23 protein-coding genes are annotated in these 22,529 nt (G+C 28.9%); 6 read left to right on the plus strand and 17 right to left on the minus strand.

Annotated features, from left to right (window positions below):
* Positions 1-66: 66 nt before the first annotated feature.
* Together B2P65_RS03800 and B2P65_RS03805 are read right to left on the minus strand one after the other, a co-directional pair.
* The gene (locus tag B2P65_RS03800) at positions 67-2,271 is read right to left on the minus strand and encodes a type IA DNA topoisomerase (RefSeq protein ID WP_346879624.1); all 2,205 of its coding nucleotides are present in this window, start codon (positions 2,269-2,271) and stop codon (positions 67-69) included.
* A gap of 313 nt (positions 2,272-2,584) precedes the next feature.
* Complete coding sequence (locus B2P65_RS03805) at positions 2,585-3,007, minus strand: carboxymuconolactone decarboxylase family protein (protein WP_346847497.1); 423 nt, start codon at positions 3,005-3,007, stop codon at positions 2,585-2,587.
* Positions 3,008-3,144: 137 nt separating this feature from the next.
* Here B2P65_RS03805 and B2P65_RS03810 point away from each other — a divergent pair, with 137 nt between their 5' ends.
* On the plus strand, positions 3,145-3,591 hold the full coding sequence (locus B2P65_RS03810; RefSeq protein ID WP_346879625.1) for an Lrp/AsnC family transcriptional regulator: 447 nt from the start codon (positions 3,145-3,147) through the stop codon (positions 3,589-3,591).
* A 145-nt stretch (positions 3,592-3,736) separates the two neighbouring features.
* Here the strand turns inward: B2P65_RS03810 and B2P65_RS03815 are convergent, their stop codons facing one another.
* From B2P65_RS03815 to B2P65_RS03835, 5 genes are all read right to left on the minus strand, one after another.
* Complete coding sequence (locus B2P65_RS03815; protein WP_035129948.1) at positions 3,737-4,087, minus strand: zinc ribbon domain-containing protein YjdM; 351 nt, start codon at positions 4,085-4,087, stop codon at positions 3,737-3,739.
* Between the two features lie 134 nt (positions 4,088-4,221).
* Positions 4,222-4,668, minus strand: coding sequence for an MOSC domain-containing protein (locus B2P65_RS03820; RefSeq protein ID WP_346847499.1), 447 nt, complete (start codon positions 4,666-4,668; stop codon positions 4,222-4,224).
* An 18-nt stretch (positions 4,669-4,686) separates the two neighbouring features.
* Complete coding sequence (gene moaC, locus B2P65_RS03825) at positions 4,687-5,166, minus strand: cyclic pyranopterin monophosphate synthase MoaC (RefSeq protein ID WP_346847807.1); 480 nt, start codon at positions 5,164-5,166, stop codon at positions 4,687-4,689.
* A gap of 21 nt (positions 5,167-5,187) precedes the next feature.
* A complete protein-coding gene (moaA, locus tag B2P65_RS03830) occupies positions 5,188-6,198 on the minus strand; it encodes a GTP 3',8-cyclase MoaA (protein WP_346847500.1) in 1,011 nt (336 codons plus the stop codon).
* Between the two features lie 23 nt (positions 6,199-6,221).
* Positions 6,222-6,725, minus strand: coding sequence for a MogA/MoaB family molybdenum cofactor biosynthesis protein (locus tag B2P65_RS03835; protein ID WP_346847501.1), 504 nt, complete (start codon positions 6,723-6,725; stop codon positions 6,222-6,224).
* Positions 6,726-7,052: 327 nt separating this feature from the next.
* Here B2P65_RS03835 and B2P65_RS03840 point away from each other — a divergent pair, with 327 nt between their 5' ends.
* Complete coding sequence (locus B2P65_RS03840) at positions 7,053-8,156, plus strand: hypothetical protein (RefSeq protein WP_346879626.1); 1,104 nt, start codon at positions 7,053-7,055, stop codon at positions 8,154-8,156.
* A gap of 30 nt (positions 8,157-8,186) precedes the next feature.
* On the opposite strand, the gene B2P65_RS03845 is transcribed toward B2P65_RS03840, so the two are convergent.
* On the minus strand, positions 8,187-8,777 hold the full coding sequence (locus B2P65_RS03845) for an MgtC/SapB family protein (protein WP_346847503.1): 591 nt from the start codon (positions 8,775-8,777) through the stop codon (positions 8,187-8,189).
* Between the two features lie 141 nt (positions 8,778-8,918).
* Between B2P65_RS03845 and B2P65_RS03850 the strand changes: the two genes are divergently transcribed.
* Entirely contained in the window at positions 8,919-9,173 is a 255-nt protein-coding gene (locus B2P65_RS03850) for a hypothetical protein (protein WP_346847504.1), read from the plus strand.
* Positions 9,174-9,239: 66 nt separating this feature from the next.
* Here B2P65_RS03850 and B2P65_RS03855 read toward each other — a convergent pair whose 3' ends face one another.
* The 4 genes from B2P65_RS03855 to B2P65_RS03870 form a co-directional block, all read right to left on the minus strand.
* Positions 9,240-9,881, minus strand: coding sequence for an HAD family hydrolase (locus tag B2P65_RS03855; protein ID WP_346876564.1), 642 nt, complete (start codon positions 9,879-9,881; stop codon positions 9,240-9,242).
* Between the two features lie 35 nt (positions 9,882-9,916).
* Positions 9,917-10,243, minus strand: coding sequence for a hypothetical protein (locus tag B2P65_RS03860; RefSeq protein ID WP_346847506.1), 327 nt, complete (start codon positions 10,241-10,243; stop codon positions 9,917-9,919).
* Between the two features lie 144 nt (positions 10,244-10,387).
* Positions 10,388-12,034 carry a methionine--tRNA ligase gene (gene metG, locus B2P65_RS03865; RefSeq protein ID WP_346847507.1) on the minus strand — a complete coding sequence of 549 codons (1,647 nt, stop codon included), beginning with the start codon at positions 12,032-12,034 and terminating at the stop codon, positions 10,388-10,390.
* Positions 12,035-12,506: 472 nt separating this feature from the next.
* Positions 12,507-12,881 (minus strand): YbaN family protein, encoded by a 375-nt coding sequence (locus tag B2P65_RS03870; RefSeq protein WP_035129974.1) that lies wholly within the window; start codon positions 12,879-12,881, stop codon positions 12,507-12,509.
* A gap of 657 nt (positions 12,882-13,538) precedes the next feature.
* On the opposite strand from B2P65_RS03870, the gene B2P65_RS03875 reads away from it, so the two are divergent.
* The 3 genes from B2P65_RS03875 to B2P65_RS03885 all read left to right on the plus strand — a co-directional run bounded on the left by B2P65_RS03875 (position 13,539) and on the right by B2P65_RS03885 (position 17,048).
* Positions 13,539-14,165 carry a TrkA C-terminal domain-containing protein gene (locus B2P65_RS03875; RefSeq protein ID WP_035129977.1) on the plus strand — a complete coding sequence of 209 codons (627 nt, stop codon included), beginning with the start codon at positions 13,539-13,541 and terminating at the stop codon, positions 14,163-14,165.
* 182 nt (positions 14,166-14,347) lie between these two features.
* Positions 14,348-15,472, plus strand: a complete 1,125-nt coding sequence (locus tag B2P65_RS03880; RefSeq protein ID WP_346847508.1) for an ABC transporter ATP-binding protein — start codon at positions 14,348-14,350, stop codon at positions 15,470-15,472.
* Between the two features lie 4 nt (positions 15,473-15,476).
* Positions 15,477-17,048, plus strand: coding sequence for a glycine betaine ABC transporter substrate-binding protein (locus B2P65_RS03885; protein WP_346847509.1), 1,572 nt, complete (start codon positions 15,477-15,479; stop codon positions 17,046-17,048).
* A gap of 117 nt (positions 17,049-17,165) precedes the next feature.
* Here B2P65_RS03885 and B2P65_RS03890 read toward each other — a convergent pair whose 3' ends face one another.
* From B2P65_RS03890 to B2P65_RS03910, 5 genes are all read right to left on the minus strand, one after another.
* Entirely contained in the window at positions 17,166-18,311 is a 1,146-nt protein-coding gene (locus B2P65_RS03890; RefSeq protein WP_346878242.1) for a LysM peptidoglycan-binding domain-containing protein, read from the minus strand.
* 179 nt (positions 18,312-18,490) lie between these two features.
* The gene (locus tag B2P65_RS03895; RefSeq protein WP_346847511.1) at positions 18,491-19,447 is read right to left on the minus strand and encodes a siderophore ABC transporter substrate-binding protein; all 957 of its coding nucleotides are present in this window, start codon (positions 19,445-19,447) and stop codon (positions 18,491-18,493) included.
* Between the two features lie 290 nt (positions 19,448-19,737).
* Entirely contained in the window at positions 19,738-20,493 is a 756-nt protein-coding gene (locus B2P65_RS03900; RefSeq protein ID WP_346847512.1) for an ABC transporter ATP-binding protein, read from the minus strand.
* Positions 20,494-21,453, minus strand: a complete 960-nt coding sequence (locus tag B2P65_RS03905) for an iron chelate uptake ABC transporter family permease subunit (RefSeq protein ID WP_346879627.1) — start codon at positions 21,451-21,453, stop codon at positions 20,494-20,496. It lies immediately after the preceding gene.
* Positions 21,443-22,396 (minus strand): ABC transporter permease, encoded by a 954-nt coding sequence (locus B2P65_RS03910; protein WP_346878239.1) that lies wholly within the window; start codon positions 22,394-22,396, stop codon positions 21,443-21,445. The genes B2P65_RS03905 and B2P65_RS03910 overlap by 11 nt, the downstream gene beginning before the upstream one ends.
* Positions 22,397-22,529: the final 133 nt, after the last annotated feature.

Genomic DNA, 22,529 nt, shown 5'->3' on the forward strand with positions numbered 1-22,529 from the left:
TATTATCAATTGATAATGAATCTACTTTAATTATCTGTAGTTTAAATATAATTTTTGTTTATCTTTTTAAATAAATTCCATCTTCCAACTTAAATAACCTGTTTCTTCATTTTTTTCATATCTAAAATAAGCAGCAAAGGTATTTCCTTTCTTGCTTCTCAAATTTCTAAATCCTACTTTACCATTTTTAAGAAGTATTTCTACCATTTCTTTTGTAACTTTCTTGCCATAGGATTCAATGTATTTATCATTCTTCCAAATAGTGAATTTACAACCATTTTTCCAGTTACTACACCCAAAGCTTTTTTCTCCTTCCACTACTGGATTTCCGCATATAGGACAATTACCTACACTAACCGTCCCAGGAGAAAGCTCTATCTTTATTTTAGATAACATTGATGTATCCTTTTTTATAATTTCCACAGATTTACTAGTAAAATCACAAATATGCTTAATAAAGGTGTCTTTTTCTACAGTTCCTTTTTCTATATCCGATAGGGTTTTTTCTAGCCTACCGGTGTATTCTAAGTCAAACAAATCCCTTACAGGAAACATCTCTACCATTGTCCTACCTAACTCTGTACAAGTTAGGTTTTTTCCTTTAGTAGTAATATATCCTATATCTTTAAGTTTTTTAATAGTTTCAGCTCTAGTAGCTGGTGTTCCTATACTAAAACCGCTCAATATGGACTTCATTAATTCTTCCGAAGTTTCCTCTAAATTATCTTCTGAAGAGTTTTCATCATCATCATCATTATTTTCTTCTTTTCCTAAACTCTTACCACAGGTTTCCATAACCCTTAGCAAAGTCTTTTCTGTATGATTTTTAGGTGGCTTCTTTGTTACGGTGTTAACTTTATTTCCTACAATATCCACTACTTCCTTTTCCATAACTAAAGGAAGTATAGTATCCTTAGTTTCTATCTTTTCTACCACACGCCAGCCTTCAACAATTTGAACTTTACCCTTGGAAACAAATATGCCTTTAATATTTTCCTCATAAACCTTAGCCGTAATTTTTGTTTCCTCAAATTCAGCAATAGGCATAAATTGCATTATAAATCTATTTTTCACTGCATTATAAACAATTGCTTCATCAGCACTAAGGCCGCTTGATTTTATATAAGTTGGAACTATAGCACTATGACTCTCCACCTTAGAATTATCAAAAACCCTTTTAGTTTTTGCAAATTTTATTTGATTTTCGTATGGTAGACCCTTTTTAAGATTCTCCAAAACCTTCCTTGTTCTATCCTCTAAGCTTTCTTCTAGGACAATACTGGCAGTTCTAGGATAAGTAATAAACTTTTTTTCATAAAGAGACTGGGCAACCTTTAAAACCTTATCGGAAGTCCATCCTTTAAATTTACTAGTAATATGTCCTTGAAGATTTGATAAGTTAAATAGATACGGTGGATATTCCCTTTTCTTCTCTGTTTGCTTATCAACTATCTCCGCTCTTTGTCCTTGTAGTAATTTTCCTATATTACTTAAATAAGACTTCTCTTCGAATTTTTCTGAATCATTTTCATAATATAGACCTTCGTACTCCTCATTAGCCTTAGTCTTAAAGGTAGCCGATAACTTATAATAAGTAGTAGCTACAAAGTTTTCAATTTCCATGTCCCTATCATAGATTATCTTTAGAGTTGGTAATAACACTCTTCCTATGTTTAGCATTTTAACATCTTCAAATTTATATCTCAAAGTTGCCACAGATGTAAGATTTATCCCAATAACCCAATCTGCCCATTGCCTTCCTATTCCAGCATCTTGTAAGGACTTCATTTCTTTATTAGGCTTTAAAGCTTCCATACCCTTTTTTACTTCATCTGGAGTCCACTCATTTAGAAGAAGCCTATATACAGGCTTTTCTTCATTGAAATATATAAATAATTCATCTGCTATAACCTGACCCTCTCTATCAAAGTCTGTGGCGGATATTATTCCATCTACATTCTCTCTATCTATAAGTGATTTAATAATGCTAAGCTGTTTCTCAGCTCCCTTATCAGTAATATTTCTATTAAGTGAATCACTTTTTATCTTATATTTAAACTCCTTAGGTATAAATGGAAATTTAGAAAACTCCCATCCCTTCATGCTTTCATCATAATCTTTAGCATCATATAGTTGTAATAAGTGACCAAACGCCCATGTAACTAAATAATTCTCACCCTCAAAGTATCCATCTTTTCTAGTTTTTATATTTAAAGCTTCTGCAATATTCTTTGCCACGGATGGTTTTTCCGCAATAATAACCTTAGCCACTTCTCTCACACCTTACTTATTTTCTCTTACTTAAATAAATTTACTTATATTTATAGTTATTTTTAATTCTTAAAACTTTCCACTTAATTATACAATAAAATAAAACTTTATTAAAACTAGACATTTATTTTACAATATAAACTTTTTTGACTAGACCCTAAGGTAGTAGATTATGATTTATCAGAAGTGATAATATGAGGATTTTATCTATAAAAACATATAAATATTTTCATAGATAAATATGGAGCTATTTATAATGTTAAATAGCTCCTTTGTCAATACTTATCGGCTAACTTATCTTGAACTAGCCCTTCTAAATATATATTGCACAGCTAGGTTCCAAATCAAGTAAAGCTCCGAACCTTTGTGATGCTGTAAAAAAGCAAATTAGTGCAAAAAGCTCTGAGATTTCTTTTTCACTGAATAGTTCTCTTAAACTTTTAAAAGTCTCCTCTGTTAAAACTATATTCTTTGAAATCATATCTGCAATTTTCGTTGCCATTCTTATATTTTTATCCTCTATATCTTCAGAAGGCTTTCCCTTTGCCATACAATATTTACATCCATTGTTAAAAGCAAGAGTACGTCTTACTTCTTCTTTTAATTCATAACCAAAAGTTTTAGATTTTAAAAAACTTATTTCTAAATTACTCCAACCTTTCATTATCTCACTGTTATATCCAAGTAGTTGTTCAAAGGATGTTATCCCCTCATTTGAAAAATTTATTTTTGTCATAATATCTCTCCTTTATTAATCAAATCTAATTTTATTAATATTATATATAAATAAAATTGAATTTTGTATTTCATATGACATATAATAAAACCTATATATATATCATACAAAATATTAAAAAGGAGAAAATATTTCAAATGAAATTTGACGAAATTGATGTAATGATTCTATCCGAATTAGAAAAAAATAGTAGATTATCCATAAGAGAGTTGTCAAAGCGAATTAACCTATCCCCATCCTCTGTTACAGAGAGAGTAAAAAGACTTGAAGATAACAGAATAATAGAAGGCTATACTATTACTATAAATAAAAAGAATCTTGCTCTATCCATTGATTGTATAATAAAAATCACCATGAAAAATGGTGAATATGAGCGATTCAAAAATTTTATTAAAGACTACAATCGCAGTGAATGGTGCTATAGAATTGCTGGGGATGGTTGTTTTATTGTTAAACTTTCAGTTAAAGATTTAAGTGACATTGAAGAATTTATTAATGAAGTATCTCCATATGCAACAACTAGTACTAATATTGCATTCTCAGAAGTAGTCATAGAGAATTCTATAAATAAGTTTTTAATATAAGTTTTTTATTCTGTCCATAGTTCCCATGTTAAAATACTCTGATCATAATCCTGTTACCTTAGTGTTTAAATTAAAATAAAAAAAGAAAGCCTCCATGAACTACATATAATTCATGGAAGTTTCCTTTTGTAGAGTTAATTATAGCTTATATTTTTTTAACGAATTCTGATTTTAAACTCATAGCTCCAAAACCATCAATTTTACAATCAATGTTATGGCCATCAGATGCATCAGGAACTAAACGTATATTTTTTACTTTCGTTCCTATTTTTATTGATGATGAAGCACCTTTTACTTTAAGATCTTTAATTATTGTTACAGAATCACCATCTTGTAACACATTTCCATTTGCATCTTTTATAACATTAATATCTTCATTATTTTCATTTTCAGCTTGTACTCCCCACTCGTGAGCACATTCTGGGCAAACAAAAATACTTCCATCTTCGTAAGTGTATTCTGAATTACATTTTGGACAATTAGGTAAATTACCCATAACTTCATTTCCTCCATTCGTTACTATAGTTCTGATACATAAGATTCACTTTATAAAATAATATATACAGCTTCTTATGTTCTTATATACTATCATAGTCTTCCTATATTGACAAATTCTATTTATAATTTAACTCAAGCTTTCCAGTACTTAATTACAGAAATCTCATCACCAGGTTCTATCCATCCTTCTTCTAATACTTGAGCAAAAATCCCTTCTCTAGGCATAACACACTCCCCTGTGGTCTTCATTATTTCACAGTCCTTATGACATTCTTTTCCAATCTGTGTCACCTCCATAATAACTTCTCCAATGGAAAGCTTTGTTCCTATGGGTAGTTCATATAAAGTTATTCCTTGTGTTGTTATATTTTCTGCAAATATTCCTGGGACTAATTCTTTATTTATTTTTCCTCTAAGCTTATCTATGCTTTCATCTCCTAACAAGCTAACTTGTCTATGCCAATTACCACCATGAGCATCTCCTTCTAATCCGAAGTCGATCTTAAAGAAACCTCTTTTTATAGGTGTTTTTATAACCCCTTTCTCAGTACTTATATTTATACTAATAACCTTTGCCATATCCATCTTCTCCTATCTTTAAAAATAATTAATCTCTCCAGATTTTCCACCAATCTTTCGAAGTAGCCTAATATCACTTATAACCATTGATTTATCTACTGACTTACACATATCATATATAGTTAATGCTGCTATGGATACCGCTGTTAAAGCTTCCATTTCTATACCGGTTTCCCCTATTGTTTTAGTTGTAGCTATTATATCTACCTTACTTTTATCATGATCTAGGTGAAAGGTAATATCACACCCTGACATCATGATAGAATGACACATGGGAATTATATCTGAAGTTTTCTTTGCTCCCATTATCCCACCCACTTGAGCTACGGAAAGTACATCTCCCTTTATAATTTCCCCTTTGTCTATCTTTTCTAAAGTAGATTTCTTCATATAAATAGAACCGCAGGCTATTGCCTCTCTATCTGTCTTTTTCTTTTCACTAACATCTACCATTCTAGCTCTTCCTTGCTCATTTATATGAGTGAATCCTTCATCTATTTGAACATCTTTAATCATAAGTTATCCTCCTATTTGAAACATTTGCTTATTGCTTCTACTTTTTCCTTCCATAGATAGTCTATGTCCTAATGGCTTATTATACATAGCTCCTAAAATCTTTTTCTTAAGAATACTATATTCTCTACTCTCTCGTAAATCACAGTATGATAAATTATATTTTTTAAATAAATCTCGTACATCTGATAGAATATTAATTTCCTCTTCACCATGCAAACAAGACTTAATTCCACCTTCAGCAGTTAATCTAACTCTATTACACTCACTACAAAAATTACAACTTATAGGACTAATAAATCCAATTCTCCCTTTTCCCTTACTACTTTTATAAAGTTCTGCCGTTGAAGATACTCTATGATCTTCAGGTATAAGATTAGGATGTGACTCTACTATATCCTTATAGGGTATAAAATGATTTTTAAATAACTCTGTACCTGCTCCTATAGGCATTAATTCTATAAACCTCACATCTATAGGCATTTTCTCTGCAATTTTAATAAACTCATCAACCTCGTCTAAGTTTATACCTTTCATAAGCACCACATTAATTTTCACCGGAGTAATGCCCTTATCTAAACATACTTCTATACCTTCTTTAACTTTTTTAAGATATGATCGTCCTGTTATTCCTTCATACTTGTCTTCCTTTAATGTATCCATACTAACATTTACTCTATTTAACCCTGCCTTCTTTAATTCATCTATTTTATCCTTCAAAAATATGCCATTAGTAGTTAAAGATATATCTTTAATTCCTTTAACTTGGGATGCATTATATATAATCTTAGAAATATCCTTTACAATCAACGGTTCTCCACCAGTAAATCTAACTTTCTCAACACCACATTCAGCAAATATTCTAATAATTAAATCTATTTCTTCTATAGACATTTTCGAACTAACATAATTTTGATTACACTTTCCTTCTGGCATGCAATACATACATCTTAAATTGCACATATCCGTAAGAGAAACTCTTAAATAATTTATGTTACGTCCATGGGAATCTTCCATAAATACTCCTCCCTTTATACTCCCTATAAATCAACTTCACTCCTAGCACATTCTGAAGTTTCTCCAGATAAAATCTTTAGTCCATGATCTAAATATGGAAAAATGAATTCTATATTTTCTTTAGCACCTCTAGGACTTCCTGGTAGATTTATAATTAAAGAATTCTTTCTAATACCTACAATTCCTCTAGACAGCATCGCTCTTGGTGTAATTTCCATAGACTTCATTCTCATAAATTCTCCAATCCCAGGTACATACTTTTCTATAACTTGTAAAGTTGCTTCTGGAGTTACATCCCTCTTTGAAAATCCAGTTCCTCCATTAGTAATTACCAATGGTATATTTAATTCATCACATATATATATAAGTTCTTTTTTTATATCTACAACTTCATCAGGTATAATTTTATAATAATGGACTATATATTTATTTTTTTCTAAATACTCCCTTAACACTTGCCCTGTCTCATCTATACGCTGTCCTTCAGAACCTTTATCACTTATAGTTAAAATTGCAGTTTTTTTCATACTATAACCTCCATAAAGTTATTGTTAATTCAAATATTTAAATAAATATAATTTTTATATTAAACGCAAAATTATATCCTGACTATCTCCTCAGTTTTTATTAATATCAATTATATCATATTTATTATATTTTATGTAAATATATTCAATTTTTTTCAAATTGTACATTATAAAAATAATTAGTTTCCCGATTTTTATTTTCTATAACATACCTTTTAATACATAAACTAAATTGTAAATTTTATATGTTATTACATTTATTTCTTGATATAAACCTTCTACAAATGTAGAATATAATTATATACTACATTTGTAGAAGTGATAATAATGGTTAATACTTTTTCAACCAATTTTAATGGAGGTGTAGATAACACGAAAAAAAGATTTAAAAATATTTTTGATATGAAGAACAAACTTAATGGTATCTTCTTGTTATGTATTATACTTTTCTTTAGTATCGTTATATTTTCCCTAATTGCTTGCGAAAGAGTAAATCCTTCTCCTGATAAAACCGTTGCTGAATCTTTTATAGAAAATTACTATAATATTTCAGACTACACTTTAACAGATCAACTTTCTAAGCTTTTTGAAAGCTCTCTTGAAGGACGTGCTCCTTCTAATGGGGAGACAGGTATTGTTACACTTTCTCCTGAAGATGAAACTAAAATTAGAGAAGCTTGTTTAAAAAATATAGGTGATTCTATTACTTCTCAATTAGGTGATGAACTTATTTTAAATAGATTTCCCTTATCTTCTATAAAAATGGCTAAGGACTATGAATACACCACTACCATATCTAACATTATTCTTGATAAAATCTCTAGTGATAATGATACCGAAGCTTACTACAAATATAATGCTGATATTAATATAATATATAATGATGGATACAAGGAAAAGCAAACTCTAGAAGGAAAAATTAAGCTAATAAATAAAAATAAAAAATGGCTTGTTTCTATTTTTACTCCATTGACAGAAATATTACCAAATAAAAAATATTATAATCCACAAAATTTAGATTCTCATTCACTACAAACTAATGATTCTACTTCTATAAATCATGATATTAGCTCCGCTGAAGAATTTTGTAATTCATATATGAATGCTATGATAAACAAAGAATATTCCTTCATTTACAATTATACAGTTAATTCTTCTAATAGTGATACTTTAGAAGAAGGTCAAAAAATATGGGATGAAATAGATATTGACTATGTAAAAATACTTAATGCTGAAGTAAGAAATAATAAAGCTTATTACGAACTAGAAATAAACGTTAAAGAACCAGGAAATTCAGCCTTCGATAAAGGTGTAACCGTCAGGTGGCTATATATATTTTATAGTAACAAAAGTAATACTTGGGTTGCAGAGGGACTTATGTCTGGTGGTAAACCAGATGAAAGCTGGTGGAATACTATTTATGGTGGTTAATACTGATATTATAAAGCCAATAAGTAGAGACTACTCTCTACTTATTGGCTCATTTACTTTCTCGTATAAAGTTATAACATCCTCACTATTTTTTCCTTCAGTAATATTATAATCTTCATCAACCTCATCTTCCTTTTCTTTTTTCCTAAACCTTATTCTCCACTTTGTATCTTTTTGTATAACTCTATCAGCTTTTTTAAATAAGCTTAGTATTATAAATATGATTACGGCTGCTGTTAAGGATAGTGCATAGAGTCCTCTTCCTACCGCTAAACCTAAGCATGCCACAATCCAAAGAGTTGCGGCAGTAGTTAATCCCCTTACAGATCCTTTCTCTCTTAAAATAGTACCAGCTCCTAAAAATCCAACACCACTTATAACCTGAGCTCCTAATCTAGCTATATCGACTTTTATAACTTCAGCATACATAGGATTTTGAGCAATAACCATGATTTTTTGTATATCATACTCTGTTATTAAAGAAATAATTGTAGCTCCTAAGCATACTAATATATGAGTTCTAAACCCTGCTGGACTATTTTTAAATTCCCTTTCATATCCAACAAGTCCCCCTACTATAACGCCTACTATAAGCCTTTCTAACACTACTATATAATCCATAATTCCCTCCCCATCATAGTATAATTACTTATATTATATTCATAGGTTTAATATTGTTTAAAAAAATGTTATAATTATTTTACAACTTAAAGGCAAGGAGGATTTTAGATAATACTTTAAACTTATCTAAATAACAGTTATATGAAAAGAAAAGAAAATTTAATTCGTATAATTACCGGAATAATCTGTGGATTATCTGTATTATCTCTAATAGTTACCATCGTCTCATCTATTTCTATGCTTTTAGGATTTGACGTAAATATTCAATCAAAATTATTAACTTTAATAAGCACATCTGATATTATATCTACTGAAATATCATCTTTACTCATACTTATTTGTATGTCCATTGGAGTTATTGTTTGCTTAAATATAAATAAAAATTCAACTAATTAGAATAATAATATTAAAAACTAATCCCCATGAAAAAATTATATATTTTCATTGGGATTATATATTTTTTTATTGTCTAAAATACATGTCTACTAATTCTGGAAACCTATCTATTTTATAATCATAATCTTCCACATTCCCAAATCCATAAGATGCATACACAAAAGGTATTCCTGCTAACCTAGCTGCATTTCTATCCCCTTGTGTATCACCAACATACATAGGATTCTTTAAATTATTTCTATTAATTATGAGTTTTATATTCTCACCCTTTGTAAGTCCCGTTCTTCCTGGATGTTCAAAATCTATAAAATATTTTTTCATGTTATGAGCATGAAAAAAAGCTTCTATATAACCGTGGTGACAGTTACTAACTATAAATAGCTTATATTTTTGTGAAAGCTTCTTTAAGGTTTCTTCTAGTCCTTGAAAAAGGATTCCTCCATGAAGCGGTAAATATTCATTTTCTTTCTTACAGCAATAATTCATAAATTCAATTGCTCTTTCTTCCTTCAAATCTGGAAGAAGGATCTTAACTAAATCTATAACTGGTACCCCTACTACTGATTTTAATTTTTCCTTTGTAATTATTGCATCTATATCACTAAAATCCTTTATAGCTTCATTCCATATTTCTACAATCGCATCTAATGAATCCCACATAGTTCCGTCTAAATCAAATATAATGCTATCTACTGTCTCTAATATCATAAACTCACTCCTAAATATCTTATTTTCATTAGTAATTATTCATAATTAGGCTCCAAATAAACTATTTTTTTGCCATGTTCCTTCGCATATTTAATTTCACTTCTGGTGCTAGAGCCTATATACCCATTCTTATTTATAACAAAGATTTCATCTGCCATATCAATTTTTCTTTTATGAATATCATCAAGCATGATTTTAATTTCATCTGTAATTATAGTTCCAAATTCACCATCTGCGTGGCCGAATAATCCTACTGATATTACAATTATCCCCTGAAGAGTTAACTCCTTTTGAACTTTTATAAAATCCTCTTTAAACTTTGTACTTCCGCATAAAGTTACTACTTTATATTTACCCACCATTTTATACTCACTTCCCAACTTTTAAATGTAAAACTATAGCAAATTATAAGTTACCATTCTTACAAAAGAAGTTATCAAAAATTTTAATAATACACTAACATATAAATTATATCATAATATTCTAAAATATTTTGTTAATGGACACTAAGTGGATTTGATATCTTTGCCATGTAGTTCTAATTTACTTAATTCTTCATCAATAATACTCTTATCTAATCTTTCAAATAAAACATGAAAATTACTTATATTTACTCCTGAATTTAATTGAATCTCTTTCCACCTATTTTCTTCGCAATAAAACCAACTTTTAATCTTTTCTGAGGACTCTGGCAAAAATGGATTTAGAAGATTTGCTAGGTTTACAATAGCATATAAACAATTATAAATAGTATTTTCACACTGTTTATTATCTTGTTTTATGGTAATCCATGGCATTTCTTCATCAAAATATTTATTTATACTTCGTATAAATGTAAATATTCTTTCTATGCCAGATTTTAAATTTCCTTCTTCTATATTTTCCCCAATATTTTTATATAATTCTTCTATAGTGCTTTTAATTGACTCTTCAACTTTTCCTTTTGGTACCTTGCTATTAAAATTCTTCTTAACAAATACCAAAGTTCTATTAACTAGGTTTCCATAAGCTCCCAATAATTCACCATTATTTTTATTTATGAACTCCCTCCAAGTAAAATCAGCATCTCTTCTTTCAGGTCCATTTGCAATAAAGAAATATCTTATTAAGTCACTATTATATCTATCTACTATATCTGGTACCCAAATTGCCCAGTTATTACTTGTTGATATTTTCTTTCCTTCTAAAGTCACATATTCACTAGAAATAACCTTATCTGGATTTCTTTCTGGTCCTGTTCCTCTTAATAATGCTGGAAGTATGATTGTATGAAATGGTATATTATCTTTTCCATGAATATAATATGAAATACTGCTACTATTCCAATAATCACTACAATTTTTATTATTTTCTTTTCCCCACTTCTCACTTACAGTTAAATATCCCAATACCGCATCAATCCATACATATACTTTCTTATCTTCAAATCCTTTAATTGGTATATCTATTCCTATATCTAAATCCCTAGAAATAGCTCTATCTTTCAAACCTTCATTTAAGTATCTTTCTGTACTATTTACTGCATTTATTCTCCAGTTTTTTCTAGACCTTTCTAAATGCTTTCTAAGTCCTTTTTCAAAAGTAGATAATGCAAAGTATAATTGTTTAGTGGATTTTACTACTGGCTTACTACCACATAATTTACACAGTCTATCCTTTAACTCTAAAGGATCTAGAAGGGTTGAACAATTTTCACATTGATCACCTCTTGCAATACTATTGCAATGCGGACATACTCCCTCTACATATCTATCAGGTAAAAATTGTTTGCACTCCTCACAATAAACTTGACTTACTTTTTTTTCATATATTAAGCCTTTTTCATATAGACTTATAATTATCCTTCTTACTTCTTCTTTATGCTGATTATCATCAGTTCTTGAATAACAATCATAGCTGAAATTTAACTTATCAAAACAATACTTAAATTCCTCATGATATCTATTAGCTATAACTTCTGATAATACACCCTCCTTTTTTGCTCTAATAGAAATAGGTGTTCCGTGACAATCACTTCCTGAAATATATAATACATCATCCCCTTTTGCTCTATAATATCTAGCTATAACGTCTCCAGGCAATAATGCTGCAATATGTCCTATGTGCAACGAACCATTGGCATAAGGCCATGCTCCTCCAATTAAAATATTCATTCTACTCTCCTCCTCTTATACTATTTAATTTTTCACTTCTCCAAATTATAAATTTGGAGTAAAACTAAAAACTCTCGTTCCTAAGAAATTAATCTTAGGAACGAGAGTTAAAACTTCGTGTTACCATCCTACTTCATTTACATTTCACAATATAAATCTCTTCAAGTACGTTATAATTAAATTTGCTTACATGAAATTTATTCCACGACTAGTACATAGATAAAATTTCTCATAAAAATCCTGTTTATAGTTATACTCTATCACTATTACGGGTGAACCCGTTGCAGCCTTAATATTAAATCTCGGTGCACTGCTCCAAGGCCATTTTCTCTTTAATATCCATTGCTTCTTCTCACCAATGAAAGCTCTCTGTATAAGTATTCTTAAAGTTACTTTCCTTTTCTTTGCATTTAGCTATTATACTTATAATTATATATATATTTACCAACTTGTCAATTGAAGTTTAAAACTATTAATTATTAATAGTTTTTATTACAAATAGAAAATAGTAATATTTAATTATTATCATCAAAACAATAATGCATTTTATAACTAAACTATCTAAAATTATAAGTGGAAATGCCATCATAAAATCAGCAAATAACAATATAGTCATCTTTTGTTTTAAAGTCATTGCTTTTTCCTTTACAAAACTATCTAGGTGTTTTTTATATATCTTTGTGTTCTTGAACCAAATATCAAATCTCTCAGACCCTTTTACAAAGAAAAAAGAGGCTAACAGCAAAAATGGTGTTGTAGGGAGTATAGGTAATATAATCCCTATCGCTCCAAGTGTAAAACATATCAACCCTACAGATACGCATATAAACTTTTTACACTTATTCATAGTAACTCCCTTCCTAAATCCTTATAGAGATAATCATTTTAATATGTATACATTATAATAACCAACAATTAATTTCAATATATTTTATCAATTATTTTTTTCTATTTTAATAATTTAAATCTTTATCTTTAGTAAACAAGACAAAAACAGAAAAAGCCTACCATCTATATGGTAGACTTTTTCTGTCTGTGTCTTGTTTAATGTCTAGTTCTTTTAAAATTATAGGGAAATTTTAAATGAAACTAATTATATATATTAAATTGTTAATATATAGCATAAAAAATTTGTTCTATAATATTATTATAATACAAAATACTAAAATTTCAAAATATATTTTTCTACAAAATTTTAATTTTTTCTTAATTTTAGTCCTTTATTCCAATATATTAGGGTATACTCTATATAATATCATCTCTAAAAATATTTAAATTAATTTTAACATATTCTTTAAAATGTTATTACTTTTAAAAGTAGCTTATTTCCTACAAACTGTAAACGTTTATAAGTGGTATTAATTAAAGTATATCACTATTATATTCTATGTCAATTCATTACAATAAAGTGGAATGCTAATTTTATTTGTACTAATATATACTAATTTAAAATTAAATATGATATATTTAATTTTGTTATTAATATAGTTATAGGAGAATTATTATGGAAAATAAATTTAAAATAACAAGTCCTAGATATCAACAAATAGCAGCCGATGTTGCAGCCAAAATTGTTGATGGTCATTATAAAGTTGGTGATAAGATTTATGCAAGATCTTCTCTTGCAAGTCAATATGGTGTCTCATCTGAAACTGCAAGGCGTGCTATTTGTGTATTATCAGACTTAAATATTGTAGATACTTCAAAAGGTAGTGGAGTTACTATAAAGTCCTACGAAAATGCTATAAAATTCGTTAAACAACATGATGATATTAATACTATAAGTAATCTAAAGCAAGATATTATTGATAGTGTTGACAGACAAAAAAAAGAAATAAAATTTTTATACGGATGTCTTTCTGATTTAATAGATAAAACTGATAGATTACGCTCTGTAAATCCATTTACACCATTTCAAGTAGAAATAACATCTGCTACACCTTATATTAATAAATCTGCATCTGATATAAACTTTTGGCATAATACTTCAGCAACAATAATAGCAATCAGAAGAAACGACTCTTTACTTATGTCACCAGGACCATACGCAGTTTTTCAAGAAAATGATATATTTTATTTTGTTGGAGATGAAAATTGCATTGAGCGTGTAAAAAAATATTTATATCCCTAATTTAAATTGTATGTAATAAACTTAATATAAATTAATTAAACTATCAGAAAATAATATATTAATCTTTGCTAGTATATGAACTAAGATTAATATATTTTTGCGATAGTTTATTTTTTTTGAATTTGACAAAGTAACAACTTTCATTTATAATTAGGTTGTTACTTTACAAAGGAGGATTTACATTGATAAAATTCGAGAATATTTCAAAAAAATTTAAAAATACTACTGTTCTTTCTGATGTCTCTTTTGAGATTGAAAAAGGTAAATTAGTAGCTATTATAGGTGAAAGTGGTTGTGGAAAGACAACTACACTAAAAATGATAAATGGTCTCATAACACCAACTTCTGGTAAAATATATATTAACAATGAAGATATTAGCACTAAAAATGTAATAGATCTTAGAAGAAATATGGGTTATGTTATCCAGCAAACAGGTTTATTTCCTCATATGACCATAAGAGAAAATATTGAACTAATACCAAAAGTTCAAAATAAAAATCCTGAAGACATTACACAACAAACATATAATTTAATGGATATGGTTGGTCTTGATTGTGATAAATTTCTTAATCGATACCCTGTAGAACTAAGTGGAGGGCAACAACAAAGAGTAGGTGTCGCAAGAGCCTTTGCCACTAATCCAGATATAATATTAATGGACGAGCCATTTTCAGCTCTTGATCCAATTACACGTTCAAGTTTGCAAGATGAACTTGTGAATTTACAATCAAAACTAAAGAAAACTATTATATTTGTAACCCACGATATGGATGAAGCTATAAAAATATCAGATAAGATGTGTATCATGGATAAAGGCAAAATTATTCAATACGATACACCTGAAAATATATTAAAAAACCCCGTTAATGATTTTGTCTCACAATTTGTTGGTAAAAAAAGAATCTGGACCTCTCCTGACTTTATTAAAGCTGAAGATATTATGATAGAAAATCCTATAACTTGCTCTAAGGACCTATCAATATTTAAATGTATAGAAAAGATGCGTTCGTACAAAGTTGATAGCTTAATGGTTGTTGATAACAAATCAAAAAAACTGCAAGGAATAGTAAAGGCAAAACAAATGCGATCAATTGATGATAAATCAATTCAAATCAGTTCTATTCTTAACAATAATTATATTTATGTTTCTCCAAATGATACTATAATTGATATTTTAAAAATTGTAAATGAGAATAATATTTCAACAGTTCCTGTTTTAAATGATAGTAGCAGTCTTATTGGATTAATTACTGAAAGTAGTCTTGTTACAACGCTTAGTCAACAATATATAGAAGAGGAGGCGTAGTAATATGAATATTTTAGAATACATTTTACAAAATAAAACACAAATTATATCATTATTGATTGAGCATATCAGACTTACTTCAATTTCAGTTGGCCTAGCAATTTTAATAGGTGTTCCCCTAGGAATTCTAATTTCCTATGTCAAGAAGTTAAATAAACCAATTCTTGGAGCAGCAAATATTATTCAAGCTATACCTAGTATGGCTTTATTAGGATTTTCCATACCATTTTTAGGTATAGGAACTCTCCCTGCAGTTACAACAGTAATTCTATATTCCTTGTTGCCTATAATCAAAAATACTTATACTGGGATTTCTAATATTAACCCACAGACAATTGAAGCCGCAAAAGGAATAGGATTGACAAAATTTCAAATTCTAACAAAAATTCAAATTCCATTAGCTCTCCCTGTTATAATGGCTGGAGTTCGAATTTCTTCTGTTACTGCTGTTGGCTTAATGACCATTGCTGCCTTTATAGGTGCCGGTGGATTAGGTTACCTTGTATTCTCTGGAATAAGAACTGTGAATAATAATCAAATACTAGCTGGTGCAATCCCAGCATGTATACTAGCTTTAGCTGTAGATTTTCTAGCTAGTATTGTTGAAAAACTAACAACTCCAATCAGTTTACAAAAGGTTAAGTCTAATACAAAAAAAGATTTCATGAAAACTCGTAAAATGCAAAAAGGAATATTAGCAATCTCAAGTATTTTTATTATTCTAATATTTATATTTTCTGCAATTACTAATGTTAATACTAACTCAAAAGTAATTACTGTAGGGAGTAAAGATTTTAGTGAACAAATGATATTAGGCCACATGGTTTCAGATTTAATTGAAGAAAATACTGATATTTCAGTAAATCGTAAAATAAATCTTGGTGGTACTCAAGTATGTTTTTCTGCTTTAAAATCTGATGACATAGATTTATATATTGAATATAGTGGGACAGCTTATGGAGATACCTTAGGCAATCCTCCTATAAGTGATATGGAAAAAGTATATGCTACTGTAAAAAATGATTTCAAAGAAAAATACAATATTGAAGTTTTAAAACAAATGGAGTTTAATAATACTTATACCTTAGCTGTTGAACAAGAAACAGCTGAAAAATATAATTTAGAAAGTATTAGTGATCTTTCACTCATTGCTACTAACCTAAAGTCTGGAACTACCTTAGAATTCTTAAACAGGGATGATGGTCTTCCTGGACTAAGCAAAAAATACAATTTTTCATTTAAAGATTCTATAGGCCTTGATGGTTCTCCACGATACACTGCTTTAATCAGCAAAGAGATAGATGTGGTAGATGCCTTCGCAACAGATGGATTGCTAAAGAAATTTAAATTAAAGACATTAAAAGATGATAAGAACTTTTTCCCACCCTATTATGCTATGCCTATAGTTAGAGGTGAAACTCTTAAAGAGTATCCAGAAATAATTCCTCTATTGGAACAATTATCAACTATCCTTAATGATGACATCATGATGGAACTTAATTATAAAGTTGATGAACTACAGATGGAACCTAATGATGTATCCCGAGAATTTTTAGAAAAACAAGGTTTAATATAAATATAATAACTTTTTATTACAACTAATAAGTTATATATTAAATTTCAAATACAAGAGACTGTGCAGAATAGATTAAAAATCACTCTGCAACAGTCTCTTTTTCTCATTAAGGTTGTTTTACTTTATTTTTATCACTTGTCCTGGGTATATTAAATTTGGATTTGATATATTATTAAGCTTAACAAGAGTTGAAGTAGTAGTATCAAACCGCTGTGCTATCTCACTTAAAGTATCCCCCGATTTTACAGTATAATAGGATGAACTACTAGCATTACCTTTAGATGAAGAACTACCTGATGGTAATACTATTTTTTGTCCTGGATATATTAAATTAGGATTTGATATATTATTAATACTAGCTAGAACTTTAGTTGTAGTTCCATATTCTTGTGCTATACCGCTCAAAGTATCTCCTGATTTTACAATATAATAGGATGAATTACCGGTATTACCTCCTGTTGAAGAACTACCTGTTGGCAATATTATTTTTTGTCCTGGATATATTAAATTAGGATTCGATATACCATTAATAGATGCCAATACTTGATAGGTTGTATTATATTTTTCTGCTATTCCACTTAAAGTATCCCCTGATTGTACTGTATAGTATTTATCATTTTTACTATTATCATCTGTACTTGGACTTTCTGGTATACTTTGTCCATTTAATAATATTCCCTCATTGAACTCATTTAGGTCACAATTTCCACTTACACCGGGGACTTGTCCAGTACTTGAAAATTGAAAACCAACCCATTGATTCCATATTGGATTACTAGCAGGTTTGCTTACCCCATATTCAGCAATCCATAAAGGATATATTCCTAACCTACTATCTAAACTAGTTCTTGCAAAATTAGTATAGGTATAAACTACGATACCTTTACTAGTTAGTCTCTTAACCTCTTCTAAAAATATTATTGCTGCACTTGTTAAAGATGTCTTATTTAAACCATTAGTCTGTTCTATATCTATAGCTAGTCTACAATCAAATTCTCTATTTCCAATGGTATTTACAAAATGCCTAGCTTGAGCTTTAGGATCTATTCCTCCTAGAAAGAAGTGATAAAATCCAACCTTCAAACCCTGCTCTTTAGCATTTTTATAGGATGAAGAAAAATAATTATTAACATAGCTTATACCTTCCGTTGCTTTAATATAAACTATTTCTATCCCACCGTCTTTTACTTTTTTAAAATTTACATTTCCTTGCCAACTACTTATATCAATCCCCTTATAATTACTACTATTTCTACTTTCCATAGAAACACCTCCTCTCTATATAAATATGCTCTTTATTAATTTATTCTACTCTCTATTATAATTTTTACATTATATAACTAACTTTAATATGATGACAGTATTATAACAACTAAACACATTATAAAAATAGCTATTTGACTTTTAGAATGTCAAATAGCTATTTTCTATTTTACTAATTATTATTTTGTGATACCTTCCATATCCTCTATAATTAAATCAGCTGCTTGAAGTCCAGCTCCACCCACATACCAAGCTTGAGCATTTAGATAAACTATATTTCCATTTTTATATGTGTCTGTAGTTTTTACTAATTCATTCTCTATTACTTCCTTAGCTGCTGAATAATCTTCTGATCCACTTGTTCCTGCTGACTTATCAACTACAAAAAGATAGTTTGGATTTTTAGCTAATAAGTACTCATAAGTTATATTTTGACCATGCTTTGATACTTCTATATTCTCATCTGTTGGAACAAAGCCGAACTTTTCAAATATAATTGAAAATCTTGATCCTGCTCCGTATACACTCATAGAACCATCTGTAATTATAGTAGCTAAAGCATTAAACCCTTGCTCTTTTATTTTTTTGCCTACTTCTTCAACTCTTTTATTAAGTTCTTTTAATTTAGATGTTGCTGCATCTTCTTTCCCAAATATTTGTCCTATTATGTTTACATTTGACTCTAATGACTCTAAATACTTTGTAGTATCTGTTCCTAATTGTATTGTTGGAGCTATAGCAGAAAGTTCCTCATAATAATCAGCTTGTCTACCTTCAATTATTATTAAATTCGGTTTGATCTCATTGATTACTTCTAGACTAAATTCTTTTAATCCACCTAAATCTGTATATTTTTCTTCCTTATATTCTGAAAGATAAGTTGGCAGGTTTTTCTTTGGTAATCCTACTAATCCTTTTATATCTAATGAATCCATAATATCTAAAGATGCATAGTCTAATACTACTACTTTTTCTGGATTCTTAGGTACCTCAGTTTCTCCAGCAGTATGGATTATTTTTATAGTTTCACCTTTTTCCCCTTCATTATCTTTGTTACCAAGTTTTGTAGCTGCAAACACACCAATTAAAGCAACTATTGCAACTCCTACTATTATATTAATTTTTTTCTTATTCATTTGTTTCACCTATTCCTTTCATCTATATCCAATTAATATTTTCCTTATATCTTAATATTTATTTATAATAAATTTCTTTAATTTTGAATTTAAGAATAAATTATATTTTATTGTTATAGAAATCATAGATTTCTTTTTCTCGCTTTGCTCGTAAGGATACTCCTTGTCACCTTACTATTTGAAACTTACTCCTTTTCGTTACACTCAAATGAGTAAGTTTCCATAATTAAATCATAGATTAAAATGGTCACTTAAGTTCGACCAACCAAATCATAGATTTGGGGTCTCTCTTAGAAATATACGCAGATGTTGTTTCCGTTTATATTCTTTATGTGAAAATCTATTTCATATACGTCTTCTAAAACATCTTTTGATATTATGGCATCAGTTATATCATCTTTAACTATCTTTCCATCTTTAAGAATAACTATTTTATCTGAGTAAACTGATGCAAAATTTATGTCGTGCATAACTATCACTACAGTTTTTCCAAGATCATCCACTAGCCCTCTTAATACTTTCATCATCTGTACTGAATGTTTCATATCTAAGTTATTTAATGGTTCATCTAATAGTACATACTCTGTATTTTGAGCTATTACCATAGCAATATATGCTCTTTGTCTTTGTCCACCGCTAAGCTCATCTAAATATCTATCTTCAATATCCTTAAGTTGCATATATTCTATGGCTTCATCTACATACTTTGTGTCTTCCTTTGTCAGTCTACCTTCGCAGTGAGGGTAACGTCCAAAGCTAACTATTTCCTTTATAGTTAATCTTACATTTATATTGTTAGATTGTTTAAGTATAGCTATTTTTTTAGCTAGTCCCTTAGTGTCCCATTTTTCTAACTCCCTACCATCTATAATAACTTCGCCTTCATCTTTCTTCATAATACGAGATATCATTGATAGTAAAGTACTCTTTCCTGCTCCATTAGGTCCTATGAAAGAAGTAATCTTACCTTTTTCTATGTTTAAAGATACATTGTCTACTACTGGATTATCTCCATACTTTTTAACTATACCTCTAACTTCTATCATTTATTTTCCCTCCTTCATTAAAAGATATATAAAGTAAATTCCACCAATAAAATTAATTATTATACTTACTGTACTTCCAAAGTTTAATATTCTTTCCACTATGAACTGTCCAGCTATTAAAGCAATTATACTTATCAATATACTTCCCGTTATTTGATAACTATGTTTATATGTATTAAGAAACTGATAAGATAGATTAACCACCAATAATCCAAGGAAGGTTATTTGTCCAACTAAAGCTGTAGATATTGATACTAATACTGCTACAACTATTAATATTTTTTTAGAAAATCTATCAAAATCTATTCCTAAGTTTATAGCTTGATCTCTTCCCAAAAGCATAACATCTAATTTTTTTACATCATCATAAAATAATACAAAAATGATTAGTAAGGCTATTACTGATATTAACAATATATCCGTATTAACATTAGCAAAGCTAGCAAACATTTTACTTTGTAATGTTTCAAATTCATTTGGATCAATTATTACTTGCATAAAAGATGTCATACTTTTAAACAAGGTTCCCAATACTGTTCCCACCAATAGCAAAAAGAATATATTACTATTTCCATCTTTCTTAAATAATATTTTATAAAGAACTAAAGTTCCAACTAACATTATTGTAACTGAAACCATAAAATTCACATTTCTGTTTATCATAAATATACTTGATGCTCCGAATAAAAACACGGATATGGTTTGTACAAACATATATAAGGAATCAAGTCCAAGTATGCTTGGCGTTAGGATTCTATTATTTGTTACTGTCTGAAATATCATAGAAGAAAAGGCTATTGACCCTCCAGTAACTGCTATAGCTATAACCTTAGGTATTCTCTTTGATAGGTTATAATCCCAGTTTATACCATTTAATCCTTCAAACAAAAATAAGCCAATAACAAATAATGCAACTATTCCAAGTATATATAACTTTTTTTTATCTATATTATCCTTCATTTCTATTCCTCCTAAATATCAGGTAAAGGAATATAATACTTCCTGTAACTCCTACAGTAAGACTTATAGGTACTTCATAGGGATGAATTACAAGTCTACCTATAATGTCACATGCTAGTACAAATATTGCCCCAAACAAAGCTGTATCCCAAATATTCTTACTAAGATTGTCCCCTTTAAATATAGATACTATATTCGGAACTATTAATCCTATAAAAGGTATATTCCCAACAGTTATTACTACTAAAGCTGAAATCAATGCAACAATTATAACTCCAATATTGGCAACCTTATTATAGTTAATCCCTAAATTTGATGAGATATCCTCCCCCATTGCTATAATAGTAAATTTATTAGCATACAAAAGTGCTAATATTAATAATGGTATAGTCAAATAGAGGAGCTCATAATTTCCCTTTATAATCATGGAAAAATCTCCTTGGAGAAAAGTTCCCATACTTTGAACTAAATTGTTTTTATAAGCAAAGAAATCTGTCATAGACCCTATAACATTTCCTACCATTATTCCCACTAGAGGTATGAATACAACATTTTTCATTTTTATGCTTTTAAGTATTTTCATAAATACAAAGGTTCCCAAAAGGGCAAATATAAATGCTGTTATCATCTTTTGCATCAAAGTTGCTGATGAAAATAGTAGCATAGAAACTAGTACCCCAAGCTTTGCTGAGTCTACGGTAGCTGCTGTACTTGGAGAAACAAATTTGTTATTACTAATTTGCTGCATTATAACTCCACCAACGCTCATTCCTACTCCAGCTACCACTATACTAATAAGCCGCGGCAATCTAGTTAAAATTATTATATTCATCTTACCCTGGTTCCATTGCATTATATCTGTAATACTTATATTTTGAACCCCTATAAATATTGAAGACATACACAGTATTATGAATAAAGGAATTAAATATTTCTTTTTCATATTTCCTCCAAAACTTTATTACGTATCCTAAATATCTTTATGTATTAAATTATGTGATATTCTTAAACACTTATATATACTTGATGTAACAATAAAATTACATTATTAATTGAAATATAATTTTAATTGATAG

The sequence above is a fragment of the Clostridium sp. UBA3061 genome, from assembly GCF_002367465.1.
GTDB classification, from domain to species: domain Bacteria; phylum Bacillota; class Clostridia; order Clostridiales; family Clostridiaceae; genus Clostridium_J; species Clostridium_J sulfidigenes.